The 14,181-nt window shown below is 37.2% G+C and carries 12 protein-coding genes and 1 riboswitch; of the genes, 6 read left to right on the top strand and 6 right to left on the bottom strand.

The features are described 5' to 3' along the window. Positions 1-3 precede the first annotated feature (3 nt). Positions 4-1,815, top strand: coding sequence for an ABC transporter ATP-binding protein (locus GKP30_RS08585; protein ID WP_216829021.1), 1,812 nt, complete (start codon positions 4-6; stop codon positions 1,813-1,815). Between the two features lie 274 nt (positions 1,816-2,089). After that, positions 2,090-2,569 (top strand): VanZ family protein, encoded by a 480-nt coding sequence (locus GKP30_RS08580; protein WP_216829020.1) that lies wholly within the window; start codon positions 2,090-2,092, stop codon positions 2,567-2,569. An 80-nt stretch (positions 2,570-2,649) separates the two neighbouring features. On the opposite strand, the gene GKP30_RS08575 is transcribed toward GKP30_RS08580, so the two are convergent. Together GKP30_RS08575 and GKP30_RS08570 are read right to left on the bottom strand one after the other, a co-directional pair. Continuing rightward, positions 2,650-3,453, bottom strand: a complete 804-nt coding sequence (locus GKP30_RS08575) for a class I SAM-dependent methyltransferase (protein ID WP_216829019.1) — start codon at positions 3,451-3,453, stop codon at positions 2,650-2,652. 308 nt (positions 3,454-3,761) lie between these two features. Continuing rightward, complete coding sequence (locus tag GKP30_RS08570; protein WP_216829018.1) at positions 3,762-3,971, bottom strand: anti-repressor SinI family protein; 210 nt, start codon at positions 3,969-3,971, stop codon at positions 3,762-3,764. Positions 3,972-4,009: 38 nt separating this feature from the next. Beyond that, a riboswitch (cyclic di-GMP riboswitch) is annotated at positions 4,010-4,105 on the bottom strand. A gap of 494 nt (positions 4,106-4,599) precedes the next feature. Here GKP30_RS08570 and sigK point away from each other — a divergent pair. Further along, positions 4,600-5,334 carry an RNA polymerase sporulation sigma factor SigK gene (gene sigK / locus GKP30_RS08565; protein ID WP_216829131.1) on the top strand — a complete coding sequence of 245 codons (735 nt, stop codon included), beginning with the start codon at positions 4,600-4,602 and terminating at the stop codon, positions 5,332-5,334. 45 nt (positions 5,335-5,379) lie between these two features. On the opposite strand, the gene GKP30_RS08560 is transcribed toward sigK, so the two are convergent. Beyond that, the gene (locus GKP30_RS08560; protein WP_216829017.1) at positions 5,380-5,955 is read right to left on the bottom strand and encodes a class D sortase; all 576 of its coding nucleotides are present in this window, start codon (positions 5,953-5,955) and stop codon (positions 5,380-5,382) included. Positions 5,956-6,112: 157 nt separating this feature from the next. Here GKP30_RS08560 and GKP30_RS08555 point away from each other — a divergent pair, with 157 nt between their 5' ends. From GKP30_RS08555 to GKP30_RS08545, 3 genes are all read left to right on the top strand, one after another. After that, positions 6,113-7,267 (top strand): iron-containing alcohol dehydrogenase, encoded by a 1,155-nt coding sequence (locus GKP30_RS08555; protein WP_216829016.1) that lies wholly within the window; start codon positions 6,113-6,115, stop codon positions 7,265-7,267. A 12-nt stretch (positions 7,268-7,279) separates the two neighbouring features. Continuing rightward, positions 7,280-8,947 carry an ATP-binding protein gene (locus GKP30_RS08550; RefSeq protein WP_216829015.1) on the top strand — a complete coding sequence of 556 codons (1,668 nt, stop codon included), beginning with the start codon at positions 7,280-7,282 and terminating at the stop codon, positions 8,945-8,947. A gap of 67 nt (positions 8,948-9,014) precedes the next feature. Then, complete coding sequence (locus GKP30_RS08545) at positions 9,015-10,478, top strand: sigma-54-dependent transcriptional regulator (protein WP_216829014.1); 1,464 nt, start codon at positions 9,015-9,017, stop codon at positions 10,476-10,478. Between the two features lie 66 nt (positions 10,479-10,544). Here the strand turns inward: GKP30_RS08545 and GKP30_RS08540 are convergent, their stop codons facing one another. The 3 genes from GKP30_RS08540 to GKP30_RS08530 form a co-directional block, all read right to left on the bottom strand. Beyond that, positions 10,545-11,201 (bottom strand): carboxymuconolactone decarboxylase family protein, encoded by a 657-nt coding sequence (locus GKP30_RS08540; RefSeq protein WP_216829013.1) that lies wholly within the window; start codon positions 11,199-11,201, stop codon positions 10,545-10,547. A gap of 32 nt (positions 11,202-11,233) precedes the next feature. After that, positions 11,234-12,754, bottom strand: coding sequence for an aldehyde dehydrogenase (gene adh, locus GKP30_RS08535; protein ID WP_216829012.1), 1,521 nt, complete (start codon positions 12,752-12,754; stop codon positions 11,234-11,236). 185 nt (positions 12,755-12,939) lie between these two features. Then, positions 12,940-14,100 carry an iron-containing alcohol dehydrogenase gene (locus tag GKP30_RS08530; protein WP_216829011.1) on the bottom strand — a complete coding sequence of 387 codons (1,161 nt, stop codon included), beginning with the start codon at positions 14,098-14,100 and terminating at the stop codon, positions 12,940-12,942. Positions 14,101-14,181 lie beyond the last annotated feature (81 nt).

The raw sequence follows: 14,181 nt of genomic DNA, 5'->3' as shown, positions 1-14,181 counted from the left end.
ATCGTGGAACATATTTTTTACTTTTTAAAGAAAATACATGGATATGCGGGTAAAGTACTTTATATTAATCTCCTAGCAATGCTCTTCATTAGTTTATTAGATGGTATCGGAATTTTGCTATTAATACCGCTCATTAGTATGAGTGGTATCGTTGAATTTGATACTGCTGGCGTACCATTGTTAGGAGCATTTCAGTTTTTTAATAAAATCCCCAGTAACATTGGGTTACCCATTATTTTAGGTGTTTTTGTACTGATTGTTATTGGACAAAATCTGTTGCAAAAGCAAATTACTATTAAAGGTACAATCATTCAGCACGGCTTTTTTAGATACCTTCGTGTCAAAACCTATGATTCTATTCTTCATGCGAATTGGAGCTTTTTCATTAAAAATCGCAAGTCAGATTTGATCAATTTATTAACAGCAGAAATTGCTCGTGCGAGTGCTGGGACTCATTCATTTTTACAATTTTTATCATCTCTTATTTTTACTTTTATCCAAATTGGGATTGCCTTCTGGCTTTCACCGACCATTACTACGTTTGTTTTAGTTTGTGGTGCAGTGCTAGTCTTTTTAAATCGAAAGTTCCTTAAACGATCTCTTGAGCTTGGAAGTAGAAACTATACGTTAGGAAAACAATACTTAGGTGGTATTACGGATCAAATTAATGGTATTAAAGATATTAAAAGTAATACTTTAGAAGAGTCACGAATGAATTGGTATCGAATGGTGACCAAAAGTATGGAGCAAGAGCAAATTGAATATACCCGATTAAAAACGACATCGCAATTATATTATAAAATTGCATCAGCTATTTTTATAGCTACGTTTATCTTTTTTGCCGTTAACTTATTCAATGCTCAAATTGCGCAACTCATGCTTATTATCATCATCTTCTCACGTTTATGGCCACGTGTTGCTGGAATTCAAGGTTCACTTGAGCAAATAGCAACAACTATTCCTGCTTTGCAAGCTGTTATCGCCATGCAAGAAGAATGTGAAAAAGCAAGAGAGTTTACGTTAGCTGATAATAAAAAAGTGTTACCTTTGCAGGTTACTCAGGCTATCGAATGTTCTAATGTAGCTTTTCGCTATAACAAAAATGAATCAAAATATGCATTGAAGAGCATTAATGTTCGTATACCAGCCAACCAAATGACGGCAGTAGTTGGGCCATCTGGTGCTGGTAAGAGTACATTGATTGATTTGTTAATGGGGCTTAATCAACCTGAAGAAGGTCAAATATTAATTGATGGGGTTACTTTAACCAATTCTAATTTAATCTCACTTCGAAAAGCTATTAGCTACGTCCCGCAAGATCCGTTTCTATTTAATGAGTCGATCCGAGAGAACTTGCAATTGGTGGTACCAGATGCAACGGAAGAGGAAATGTGGGAAGCGCTTGAGTTTTCATCGGCTGCCGAATTCGTGAGAAAGCTTCCAAACGGTTTGGACACTCTTATTGGTGATCGTGGTATTCGCTTATCAGGTGGAGAACGTCAACGCTTAGTCCTTGCAAGAGCTATTTTACGAAAACCTTCGATCCTTGTACTTGACGAAGCGACAAGTGCACTTGATACAGAAAACGAGTCAAAAATTCAAGAAGCTATCGATCGATTAAAGGGAAGTATGACCATTATCGTCATTGCTCATCGTTTGTCGACGATCCGAAATGCTGATCAAGTGATCGTATTAGATGAAGGTGAGATTATCCAACAAGGTGGCTTTAGCCAACTTGCTCGAGAGAAAAAGAGCATGTTTAGTAAACTATTAAATAAACAAATGGAAGTCTTACAATCACAGACACCTACTTAATATAGCGGGTGTCTTCTTCTATTTTTCTTTTATGGTACGAAACATTATTAAAGAATCTTATTTTCATCTCATGATCACGGCAATCTTTGTAAAGTGTTAGGTTGTACCCATACAAACAACGATGGTAGGTTTTCTTTACTTTTAAATACACTTTGTTGAGAAATATGAGCATTTTTATGACCTCCTCTATAAATAGTATTACTATCAAGAAGGAAGTATTCAATTCATTAATCCTCGGTTTTTCATTGGCCGTACATGAAAGTAGGGTAGTTCCATGTATTTAAATTTTATTCGTCTTTTCTTTTTATCCATGCCATTGCTGTATATTTGGTTGATCTGGCTTCAGTCAAGTCGATTGAACCCGAGTCAATTAGAAGTGGTCGCTCCTAATATAAACTACAATTTACTCTTGGCCGTTGGCATCTTACTTGAGCTAGGGCATTTGATTTTATTTGGTATGCTGTACCTATTTATTGTCCTGTTTTTTTTAACATTTGGCCCGTTGACTCGTATAAAAGAATATATTGCTTTGGCCATATCTCTTTCGTACAGCGTCCTTGATGAAATCCACCAGTACTTTATCCCATTTCGTTCCTTTGGGTTTGATGATATTGCTAAAAATATGATTGGAGTGCTTTTATTGTGGGTATTAGTTAGAAGGAGCTATGGAAAACCTAACTCAAAGATTGGTTTGGTGTTACATATATTAGCGCGATCTTCTAGTAAAGTAAGTAAAAAAGATAGAGCGCTGTAGACTCTATCAGTAAATAGAAAACATCTTTTTTAAATAAATCTGTCAAGTGAGAATTGATTAGTATAATAAAAGAAATTTAATTATATTCCGTTTGATTTAATGAAGATGGTGTTAAGTGGTTGGTTGTTGTTTACTATAATACTTTCCTGATCAAAAACAGGCGAAACATAATCATGTTGAGTTATGTTTCCTAGGGCTCTATATTTGTAGCCAACCTTTGTGTCAAATAGTGAAAACTGTGTATAGTGGACAATTAATAAGCCATTCGGTTTCACAAGTTGGTCTAGTTCAATTATTTGTTTTTCAAACTTTTCAAAAGGATATATAGTTTTTAAACTTGTGATATTGTTATTAGCAATATCATGAGGGGTCCGTTGCAGAACAGCCATGCAAAAAATGGCATCGTAAGGACCTTGTTTTTTTAGGTTCCTTGGTGTAGAAAAGATAAAGGAAATTTTATTATCTGTCGAAAGACTTCTACATATTTTTAGGCTACGTTTGTTTACATCAGCTCCTGAAATCTGTGCTGTAGGGAAATAATTACGTAGGGTAAGTACTTCTTCACCTGTAGAGCAACCATAGGAAAGGATTTTTAGGTCGTGTTTATCTTTCAAGTAATTCTTACAAGCTGAAAAAATTTCAGGGTATCTATTCATTCCTGTAAGAGGTGTCGTTTGGTGAACATTTCTTGAATTTAATAGTTGCATAGAAAAGATTGATCGAAAAATAGGGTCACTGATAAAACGTTTGGTTGTATAAAAAACTTTCCACATACTTTCTATAATTGAAACACCAAGTTTTACTACTCGAATTTCAGAGGAACGGAGTGATCTTACTGTCTGTTTAGCAGTACCTATAAGTTGTATCCTCATTTTTTGACTCATAACGATTGCCCCTTCTTAATAATCTCTCCCAGTTATTATAGTAATAATAGTACCATTGTTCTTAATAAAGAACAATAATTATTTTAATTGTTCCTTATACTCTGTCCAAATGTTTTATTGTGTAAGTAGTTGGTTAGACTTCGGTCTTAATATTTAAATTAATAGGTTTAAACGTATAATAAAAAGGGTATATGTTAAAGGTGGATCAAAGATGGTTCAAAATAAAAAAGTGATAAATGATGGGCTACATCATTTATCACTTACAAATCATCGTATACGAAATACTGTGGTAGAACGAGGCGTTAAAGTCATATGTGAGAAACTCTTGCTCTGTACTCACTTAATTGATCGAAAAATGGGTGTCTTTTGTTAAGGACAAACATTTTTGGGACTTGGGTGCGCTTTTGACTCGTTACTAAGAACCTTCTAATTTCTTTTTTACTTAATCCGAGTTCTATTGCTTCTTTCATTAAGTCTACCCAGTCTAGGTCGAGCTTCTCTTTAACACTGTTATCCATTCGTTATTTCCTCCTAAAATACTAATTTTTATAGCATTTAAGGCAGCCCAGCCATCATCATTGAAAATTATAGTATCAACCTTAGACCTGTGACTTTGCGTCCCTATTTTTCAATAGGTTTGCCCTTTTCTGAATAGTTTTTAGTATTTTATTCTAGTTTCTTTAGACTTTTTTTAGATTTTTTATGACTAAGGGCTTATTAAAATTAGTATATACTATCGAAATTATTCAGTGTGTTGAAGTGTGTCGAGAGTTTGAATTCAAAATTAAACAAAAACTTGTATTTTTTTACATGAGCAGGAGTAAATTCATAATTTTTTTTATGGTGTATGTAGTAATATATTAAGTGAATAGTAATTAAGTCCTGTTAATGTATGTATCTCACATACTATATTGAATTTATCTGAAAGTGAAATTTGTAAAATTTACATATAAAACCTCGAAACTTTTCTTGTAATTTTCTGAAAATTTTTAAAAATAAGTGAGTTTATTTTAAAGTTATTAGTTTTATTAGGATTGATTAATTCTTTAAATATCTAATTTTAAATATTTATTTTATAGTAGGAAAAATTTTTTTGCTGAACTATTTTAATTGTACAGACACGACCGAGCCTACATAAACATAGACATAAGATATCAACCTTATGGGGGTGAGGAAGTGTCATTATTTGCAGCCATCACCTATTTCTTCAAGGAAGTCATTGTTTTTGTATCGTACGTAAAAAACAATGCCTTCCCGCAACCGCTTTCGAAAGCAGAGGAGCAAAAGTACTTACAGCTCATGGAGCAAGGAGACGAAGAAGCTCGTAATCGCCTTATTGAACATAACTTACGATTGGTTGCCCATATCGTTAAAAAATTTGAAAATACACGAGAGGATACAGAAGACTTGATTTCGATAGGTACGATTGGGTTAATTAAGGCGATTGAGAGCTATTCGCAAGGTAAAGGAACGAAATTAGCGACATATGCAGCTAGGTGTATTGAAAATGAAATCCTCATGCACCTTCGTGCATTAAAGAAAGTAAAAAAAGATGTTTCACTCCACGATCCTATTGGAACGGATAAGGAAGGAAATGAAATAACCTTAATTGATGTCCTTCAGGAAGAAACCGATGACATTGTTGATGCGATTCAACTAAAAATGGAAAAGAAACAAATTTACGATTATATCCACGTATTAGACGAACGCGAAAAAGAAGTGATCGTCGGCCGCTTCGGCTTAGACTTAATGAAAGAAAGAACGCAACGTGAAATTGCAAAGGAACTGAACATTTCAAGAAGCTACGTCTCTAGAATTGAAAAGCGCGCATTGATGAAGTTGTTCCATGAATTTTATCGAAGAAATAATGGTTCCGTGTAGTTTGGAAAAGGAAGTAAGAGAGTTTGATCTCTTACTTCCTTTTATTTAATGAATGGGTTTTGCATAAATGATATATCGGTCGGGGGCACTCCCCACATAAGTAAATGGATAACATGTCGTAACGACTAAAACCTCATCTGGAGCAGTTGAGCCAATAATGGTCAGATCATTGGCGTCAACTATCTTTGTACTTTCGATTTCATAGGCAAACTCCCCATATGGAAGTTTAATAATGAAGTGATCACCTATTTCAAGTTCACCCATTCTACGAAAGACGGTATCTCGGTGACCTGATAATACAATTTGGTCATTTTGAGTCGGATAGGCTGTACCTTTGAAGTGGCCAACACCTTTTTCTAATTCATCTTCATCTGTTCCTTCAACAATTGGAAGCTCCGCTTCAATGGCAGGTATCGATAATATTCCAACCGTTTCTCCTACTTTTGGATTGAAGTCGTCGATGGTGGATTGAACGTTTTCTTCTGTTTCTTTCGTTTCGAGAAGTTCATATGCAGATGCAAGACTGGCTTTTTGAGCTGACTGAGTTTGCCAATATTGATATCCACCGTATAGAAGTAATCCTAGTCCAGCTATGATAAAAACGTATGAAAGTCCTTTCATAAATCTCTTCCTTTTGACCAATAGTTTAGTACTTCTATTTTATACTGTAACAATTAAAACCGCTACAAAAGCTTGTCCCCTAAATCCAAAATATAGTAAAATGAATGAAAACGATTACAAATTTTGCTAGATTAATAGGATGGGTTGCTGATAATAGATGATCAATAAGTTTATGTCTCCTGAAATTATTTTTGGCAAGGGTTCGCTTGAGCATGTAGGGGAAAGCTTTTTACGTTTAGGTGCGAAAAAAGTGTTGATTGTCAGTGATGCGGGGGTTTGTCAAGCGGGCTGGGTTGAGAGAGTGATGGATAATTGTTTGAATGCTGGATTGGAGTATTCGACTTTTTTTAATTTGACGACAAATCCGAAAGACTATGAGGTTACATACGGTGCTCAAGTGTTTGCCGAGACGGAATGTGATGCTGTGCTTGGTATCGGTGGTGGAAGTGTTCTGGATGTCGCCAAGGCGATCGCGATTGTAGCTACGAATGGTGGCGAGATTAATGACTATGAAGGGGTAGACAAGCTGGTGGCACCGCTGCCACCGACGATTATGGCTTCGACAACGGCTGGTTCAGGCTCTGAAGTTTCTCAATTTTCTGTCATCGTTGACTCAAAAAGAAAAAAGAAGATGACGATTATTTCAAAGTCGCTAATCCCTGATATTTCAATCACGGACCCACTTACATTGTCGACGAAGGATGCGAGCTTAACGGCAGCGACTGGTTTAGATGTTTTAACCCATGCGATCGAAGCGTATGTGAGTATCGCGGCTACTTCGCTCACGGATGTTCAAGCGAAGAATGCAATACAACTAGTCAGTAAATATTTACGACCGTCTGTGGCTTCTAAGTCAAACGAAGAGGCGAAAAATGCAATGGCAATGGCGAGCCTTCAAGCAGGATTAGCTTTTTCTAATGCGATATTAGGAGCGGTTCATGCGATATCTCATGCTGTAGGTGGTCGTTATGAATTGTCACATGGAGAGGTAAACTCGATTCTCTTACCTCATGTGATGGATTTTAACCTTTTAGCAAAACCAGAAAAGTATGTTGAAATTGCCGAGTTACTTGGAGTGGATACACGGTCGTTACAGCCGATGGAAGCGGGGAAAAGGGGGATTGATGTCGTGCGACAGTTAACTAAAGAAGTCGGGGCACCGCAACATTTCTCTGAACTGGGATTACATTCGCCTGATGAGGAAAGCATTAACGAAATGGCTACGATGGCACTTGAAGATGCGTGTATGATTACAAATCCTCGTGATATCACGACAAAAGATATAAAGGATATTTTTTCACGAGCGATGTAGGGGAGATTACCAATGCCAATAAACCAGAAACAGATAATGATTGAGAGATTAACAGGGGTGAAATCGTCAAAGAAAAACTATTATACCGAATTAAAAAAGATGGTTGAACAACTAGAACAGAAAAACATGAAATTAGAGATCATAAATGATGTGACGAAAAGCTTTACAATTGATATGACGATCGATGAGATGTTGAAGAACATCATGGAGAAGCTTGAAAAGCTTTATACATTTGATCGAATCAGTCTTACCATTTACGAGAATAAACAATTAATTTTAACGAATGTGTATCCGCAAGATTCATTTTTCCTAAAAGTCGGAGAGATACTTCCGAATAAAAACTCATTGTATTACCAAGCGGTTCAGGAAAAGAAAATTCTGATGAATGATGTAGATGGAACCTTTGGGCAATTATCAGATGTGGAAAAGAATACGATGAAGTTATTAGGGATTGATACAGTGTTATGCTTGCCTCTTTATCGGAAAAAGCAAGTGATGGGTGTACTTAGCCTCGGGAGTAAGACAAAAATGGAGTACCCAAATGATGATTTTCTTGAACAATTAGCCGATCAAATGGCCGTCTGTATCGAAAATTCTTCATTATATAATGCAGTTTTAAACGGGAAAAAAGAGTGGGAAGAAACATTTCGTGCAGTTCAAGATTTAATTTTGTTTGTTGATTTAGAGAAAAATATTATTCGCTTTAACGATGCGGTCAAAACATTTTTTCAGTTAAATGATGAAGAGTTATATGGAAGAAAAGCGGACGAAGTCATTCAATATCAGGATCCGATTGAATGTCCTGTAACTGAAAGTTATCGTACGAAGAAGACTGCTTTTCGTCAGTCCCGACTTGATAATAAAAGAATTTGTGATATTTATACGTATCCAGTTTTTAATGAAACAAAAGACATGTATGGTGTCATTATTTATTTAAAAGATGTGACGAAAAAATTATATACAGAAGCACAATTAATGCATTCAGGAAAGCTTGCGGCAATTGGAGAAATGGCTGCTGGAGTAGCCCACGAGTTAAATAGCCCGTTAACGGCTATTATTGGAAACAGCCAGTTGCTATTACGAGATTTTAATGAACAGGATCCCGCTCATAGGCTATTAAATGATATTCATAATTGTGGGCTTCGTAGTAAAAATATTATTCGTAATCTATTAACTTTTTCACGCCAAGATGAATATGAATTTCATCAATGTGAACTAAATAAAGCAGTTGAAAAAGTCTTGAGCTTAATTCGTTATCAAATTGAAAGACAATGTATCTCGTTACGTGTTGATTTAGATCCCACGCTTCCATTAATCGATGGGAATTTACAGCAACTAGAACAAATCGTTATAAATTTTTTATTAAATGCAAGAGATGCACTTGAAGAAAGTGATCAACTCGAAAAAGAGATTCTTATTCAAACAGGGGTAAAACAGATTAAGAATGAAACATTTGTATATTTATCTATAAAAGACAATGGAGTAGGTATCAGTGAACAAAAAATTACCGAAATATTCCGTCCTTTTTATACGACAAAGGATGCGATGAATGGAACAGGTTTAGGACTATCAGTAAGTTTAGGAATTGCCAAAGAACATGGCGGTGGTATTGAAGTAACTAGTGAAGAGGGTAAGGGGAGTACATTTATTTTGTTGGTACCGAAGAAAAAAAGTGAATGACATCTAGTAAAACAAAACTAAGTTTTTTCATGATAGTGTAAAGCTCTCAAACGTAAGGAGTGTTCGAATGACAAGATTACTCGTTGTTGATGATGAATATGAAATTGGTAACTTTTTAAGTTATTTGTTTACGAAAAAAGGCTATGAAGTAAGTGTCGCTAGAACTCATCAGGAAGTACTTGATCACCTAGAGCAAAAGGATTTTCACCTAGCAATGGTTGATTTAAAAATGCCAGACACGAATGGCTTGCAAGTGTTACAAATGATAAAGAAGAAAATGCCTTCTTGTAAAGTGATTATTATGACAGGCTATAGTACGGTAAAAACAGCTGTTGATGCGATTAAAAATGGTGCCAATGACTATATTGAAAAACCGTTTGATGATATAGATGAACTAGAAAAGCATATTGATAACTTACTGCATATACCAGGAGCTTATTTAGATGAAGAAATTAATAAAGTTGCTCAACAAATAGGGATGGTTACGGGGCATACGGCATCAATGAATACGATGCTGAAGATGGCTTATAAGTTTGCAGGAAAAAATATTAATATTTTACTAGAAGGTGAAACGGGAACAGGAAAAGAGGTGCTGGCTCGTTTTATTCACGAAGCGAGTCATCGTGTCCAAAATCCGTTTATTGGCTTAAACTGTGGAGCTTTAACAGAAACTTTGCTTGAAAGTGAATTATTTGGACATGAAAAAGGGGCTTTTACTGGAGCTGGTCAGCAGCGAAAGGGCTTATTTGAGATTGCGAGCCATGGAACGCTGTTTCTCGATGAAATAGCAGAAGCCTCACCAGCCATCCAAGTGAAGCTTTTACGAGTGTTAGAGACGAGAGAATTTATGAGAGTAGGTAGTGAGCATACGTTAAGGACGAATGCGAGAATTATTGCTGCCTCACATGCCAATTTACATGAGGCCGTACGTAACGGTTCGTTTCGGGAAGATCTACTCTATCGTCTTGATGTCGTGAAATTACAAATCCCACCTTTACGAGAGAGAAAAGAAGATCTACCACTGCTTATCCAAAAGTTGTTGGAAAAGTATCCTGGTGTCGAGTTTTCAAACGATACAATGGGGATGATGGAAAACCATTATTGGCCGGGAAATATTCGCGAATTATCGAATGTTGTGACGAGAGCTGTCGCATTAGCAGAAGGGGAAACGACCGTTATAACCCCCGACTACTTACCTGTGAATATTAGAGACGCGAAAAAGGTAATTCCGATTGAAAGAAAAGTAGAAAAGACAGACTCATCACTTGTCGTTAAAGACTTTTCAAAGTCTGATCTTAAACATTTTCTAGATGGTTGGAATGCAGAAATGGTCGATCTTTTAGAAGGGCAAGAGGAGCTTGATTTAGAGCTAGTCAAAGACAATATCAAAAGGTTAGAAGAAGTCGTTGAAAAAGCATTTGTATATAAAGCGCTTCGTGACACGTTAGGAAATCGAAAAGAAGCATCCAAGAAACTGAATATTACCGTAAGAAAATTACGTTACATATTAAATGAAAAAGGGCATGGCTGAACTCGTGTTTTGAGTAGCAAAAAGTGAGAACCATCCAGTTGGATTCGGTTCTCACTTTTCGTGATATTAGGCATCATAAGCTTCGAGCATATTCACAGCATGAGCAAGTGCTGATCCAGCCTTTAGAGCTGTTGCCACCATAACGGCCTCTGCGAGTTCATTTAATGAAGCGCCTGCTTTTTTAGCTGCTTTTGTATGAAGGTCAATACAATATGGGCAGCCTGTCGTATGTGCACAAGCTACTGCGATTAACTCTTTTTCTTTGCTTGATAAAGCCCCGTCTTTAAGTGCTTTTTGATCAAAGTCAATAAATGCGGCAAAAGAGTCTCCTGTGATTTTGGAAAATTCCATAATCCGATCAAAGTATTGTTGTTTGTAGAGTACCTCTTTGTCGTCCGTATACGAATTCAGTGCATTGACACCGTGAGCGAGTGCGGAACCAGCTTTAAGAGCTGTTGCCACCATTATTGATTCTGTTAACTCCTCAAGTGTCACTTCTTCTTTTTTACTGTTGTTGACATGAAGGTCAATGCAATACGGGCAGCCTGTAATATGAGCAATTGCTACGGCAATGAGCTCTTTTTGTTTGGTCGTTAATTCACCACTACTTAACGCTTGCTGATCAAAGTTTAAAAAAGCTCTAAACGAATCGGGTACATACTTATTAAGTTCTCCCAAACGATTAAATGTTGATTTTTTATATAATATCTCTTTATCTGACAATACGTTCACTCCCTTATAAGTTATCGATGATTTTAAAAGAAACCTAATGCATCTTCACTATAGCTCACGAGCATGTTTTTCGTTTGTTGGTAATGGCTGAGCATCATTTTATGATTTTCTCGACCGATACCAGACTTCTTGTAGCCACCAAATGCGGCATGAGCAGGATAAGCGTGGTAACAATTCGTCCATACACGTCCAGCTTCAATGTTACGACCAAAGCGGTAGGCAGTATTAATGTTACGAGACCATACACCAGCCCCTAATCCGTATAAAGTGTCGTTGGCAATGGCAAGTGCTTGTTCAGCGTCTTTAAACGTTGTCACAGCTACAACAGGACCGAAGATCTCCTCTTGGAAAATCCGCATGCTGTTGTCACCTTTAAAAACGGTTGGCTTCACATAATAACCATCTTTAAATTCATTACCGAGCTCATTTCGCTCTCCACCAATTAAGCATTGTGCACCTTCTTGCTTTCCAATTTCTAAGTAGGAAAGGATTTTTTCTAGCTGTTCTTGAGAAGCCTGTGCTCCCATCATTGTATCTGTATCTAGTGGGTTACCTGTTTTGATTGCTTCTACACGTTGTAAGACGCGCTCCATAAACGGCTCATAAATAGACTCATGAACAAGTGCTCGAGACGGGCATGTACACACCTCACCTTGGTTTAGGGCGAACATAACAAACCCTTCAATCGCTTTATTAAAAAAGGCATCATCTTTTTCCATAATGTCTGGGAAGAAGATATTCGGTGATTTTCCACCAAGCTCAAGCGTGACTGGAATGATATTTTCAGATGCATATTGCATAATTAAACGACCTGTGGTTGTTTCACCAGTAAATGCAATTTTTGCAATGCGATCACTTGAAGCGAGTGGCTTTCCTGCTTCGACACCGAATCCATTGACGATGTTTACAACACCTTTAGGAAGTAAGTCTTCAATTAGTTCCATAAGAACCATAATTGAAACTGGCGTTTGCTCGGCTGGCTTGAGGACAATGCAGTTTCCAGCAGCAAGTGCAGGAGCTAGTTTCCAAACAGCCATTAAAATAGGGAAGTTCCACGGAATAATTTGCCCAACCACACCTAGTGGTTCATGGAAATGATACGCAACTGTGTTATTGTCGATTTGCGAAATACTTCCTTCTTGGCTACGAACGACACCAGCAAAATAGCGGAAGTGGTCAATCGCAAGTGGAATATCAGCATTTAACGTTTCACGAACGGCTTTTCCGTTTTCCCACGTTTCAGCAACCGCAAGCGTTTCTAAGTTTTCTTCCATGCGATCAGCGATTTTATTTAAGATATTTGCACGTTCAGTAGGCGACGTCATTCCCCAGCTCGTTTTGGCTGCGTGTGCGGCATCAAGAGCATGCTCAATATCATCAGCTGATGAACGAGCAACTTCACAAAAAACTTGGCCTGTAACCGGTGTTTTATTTTCAAAATACTCACCGTTAACAGGAGCTGTCCATTCTCCGTTAATATAATTTTCATAGCGCTTTTTAAATGTTACTTTTGAGTTGAGTTCCCCAGGGTTTGCGTAAATCATGTCCATTACCTCCATATATATGAAATAAAGGATGGGAATAGACCCATCCCGATTTGTGATTGTGATTTGCGAACTATTTTACGAACCGAATTTCTTAACCTTTATGTTTGTGTTTGGACTTCATTAATCAATAAGTAAAGTAAACGATTCCAGTTGGACCTTATGAAATTCCCTAAGTTTTCTCCTTAATAAGAAGCGCGGATAATTTCTTGAAGCTCATCCATCGTCGCTTTGCGTGGGTTCGTCAATGCGCAAGCATCTCTCATTGCGTTTTCAGCTAGTACAGGAATGTCTTCTTCTTTAGCTCCTAGCTCTTTAAAGCCTGTTGGAATACCAACGTCTTTCGTTAGTGTTTCAATCGCTGTGATTGCCTTTTCAGCAGCTTCTCTTGTAGATAAACCGCTTACATTTTCTCCTAAAGCAACTGCGATATCGACAAAGCGCTCTGGTTTAGCAATTAAGTTAAATCGCTCAACGTGAGGCAATAGGATCGCGTTACATACACCATGAGGTAAGTTATAAATTCCGCCAAATTGGTGAGCGATTGCATGGACGTAACCTAAAGATGCGTTGTTAAATGCCATTCCTGCTAAAAATTGAGCATAAGACATTTGGTTTCTCGCTTCGATATCTTCACCGTTCGCAACGGCTGCACGTAAGTTTTTACTAATAATTTTCATAGCCTGTAGTGCGCACGCATCAGTAATTGGTGTTGCGTTTGTTGATACATAAGCTTCAACAGCGTGAGTCAATGCATCAACACCAGTAGCTGCTGTTAGTCCTTTAGGTTTTTTTACAGTTAAGATAGGGTCATTAATAGAGATTGTTGGTGTAGTATGTTTGTCTACAATCGCCATTTTTACTTTTCTTTCTGTGTCTGTAATAATACAAAAGCGTGTCATTTCACTAGCAGTACCCGAAGTTGTATTAATTGCAACAAGTGGAGGCATCGGTGACGCTGATTGGTCCACTCCTTCGTAATCGTGGATTTTTCCACCGTTTGCAGCAACTAGACCAATACCTTTCGCGCAGTCATGCGAACTTCCGCCACCTAAAGAAATGATCGCATCGCATCCGTTTTTTTGATAAACAGCTAATCCATCATGTACATTTGTATCCGTTGGGTTCGGTTCAGCACCAGGGAAGATTTCAACTTCAACACCAGCTTCACGAATCAGGCTAGCGACCTCATCTGCAACACCCATTTGATTTAAACCTTCGTCTGTTACGATTAACGCTTTTTTACAACCTAAAGATTTCACTCGTGGTCCAGCTTCTTTAACTGCACCAACCCCCATTAGATTGACGTTAGGAATAAAAAATCCATATACTTGTTCGTTTGCCATTGTAAAACTCCCCCTTAATTTGAATTCATAACTCATATTGCAAACGTTGTGCCAAAGTTAAAATATTTTTAAAATTTTGTT

Source organism: Alkalihalobacterium elongatum (genome assembly GCF_019024285.1).
Classification (GTDB): Bacteria; Bacillota; Bacilli; order Bacillales; family Bacillaceae_F; genus Alkalihalobacterium; species Alkalihalobacterium elongatum.
The sequence above is the reverse complement of the archived record's forward strand: the minus strand, read 5'-3'. Positions and strand labels throughout refer to the sequence as shown.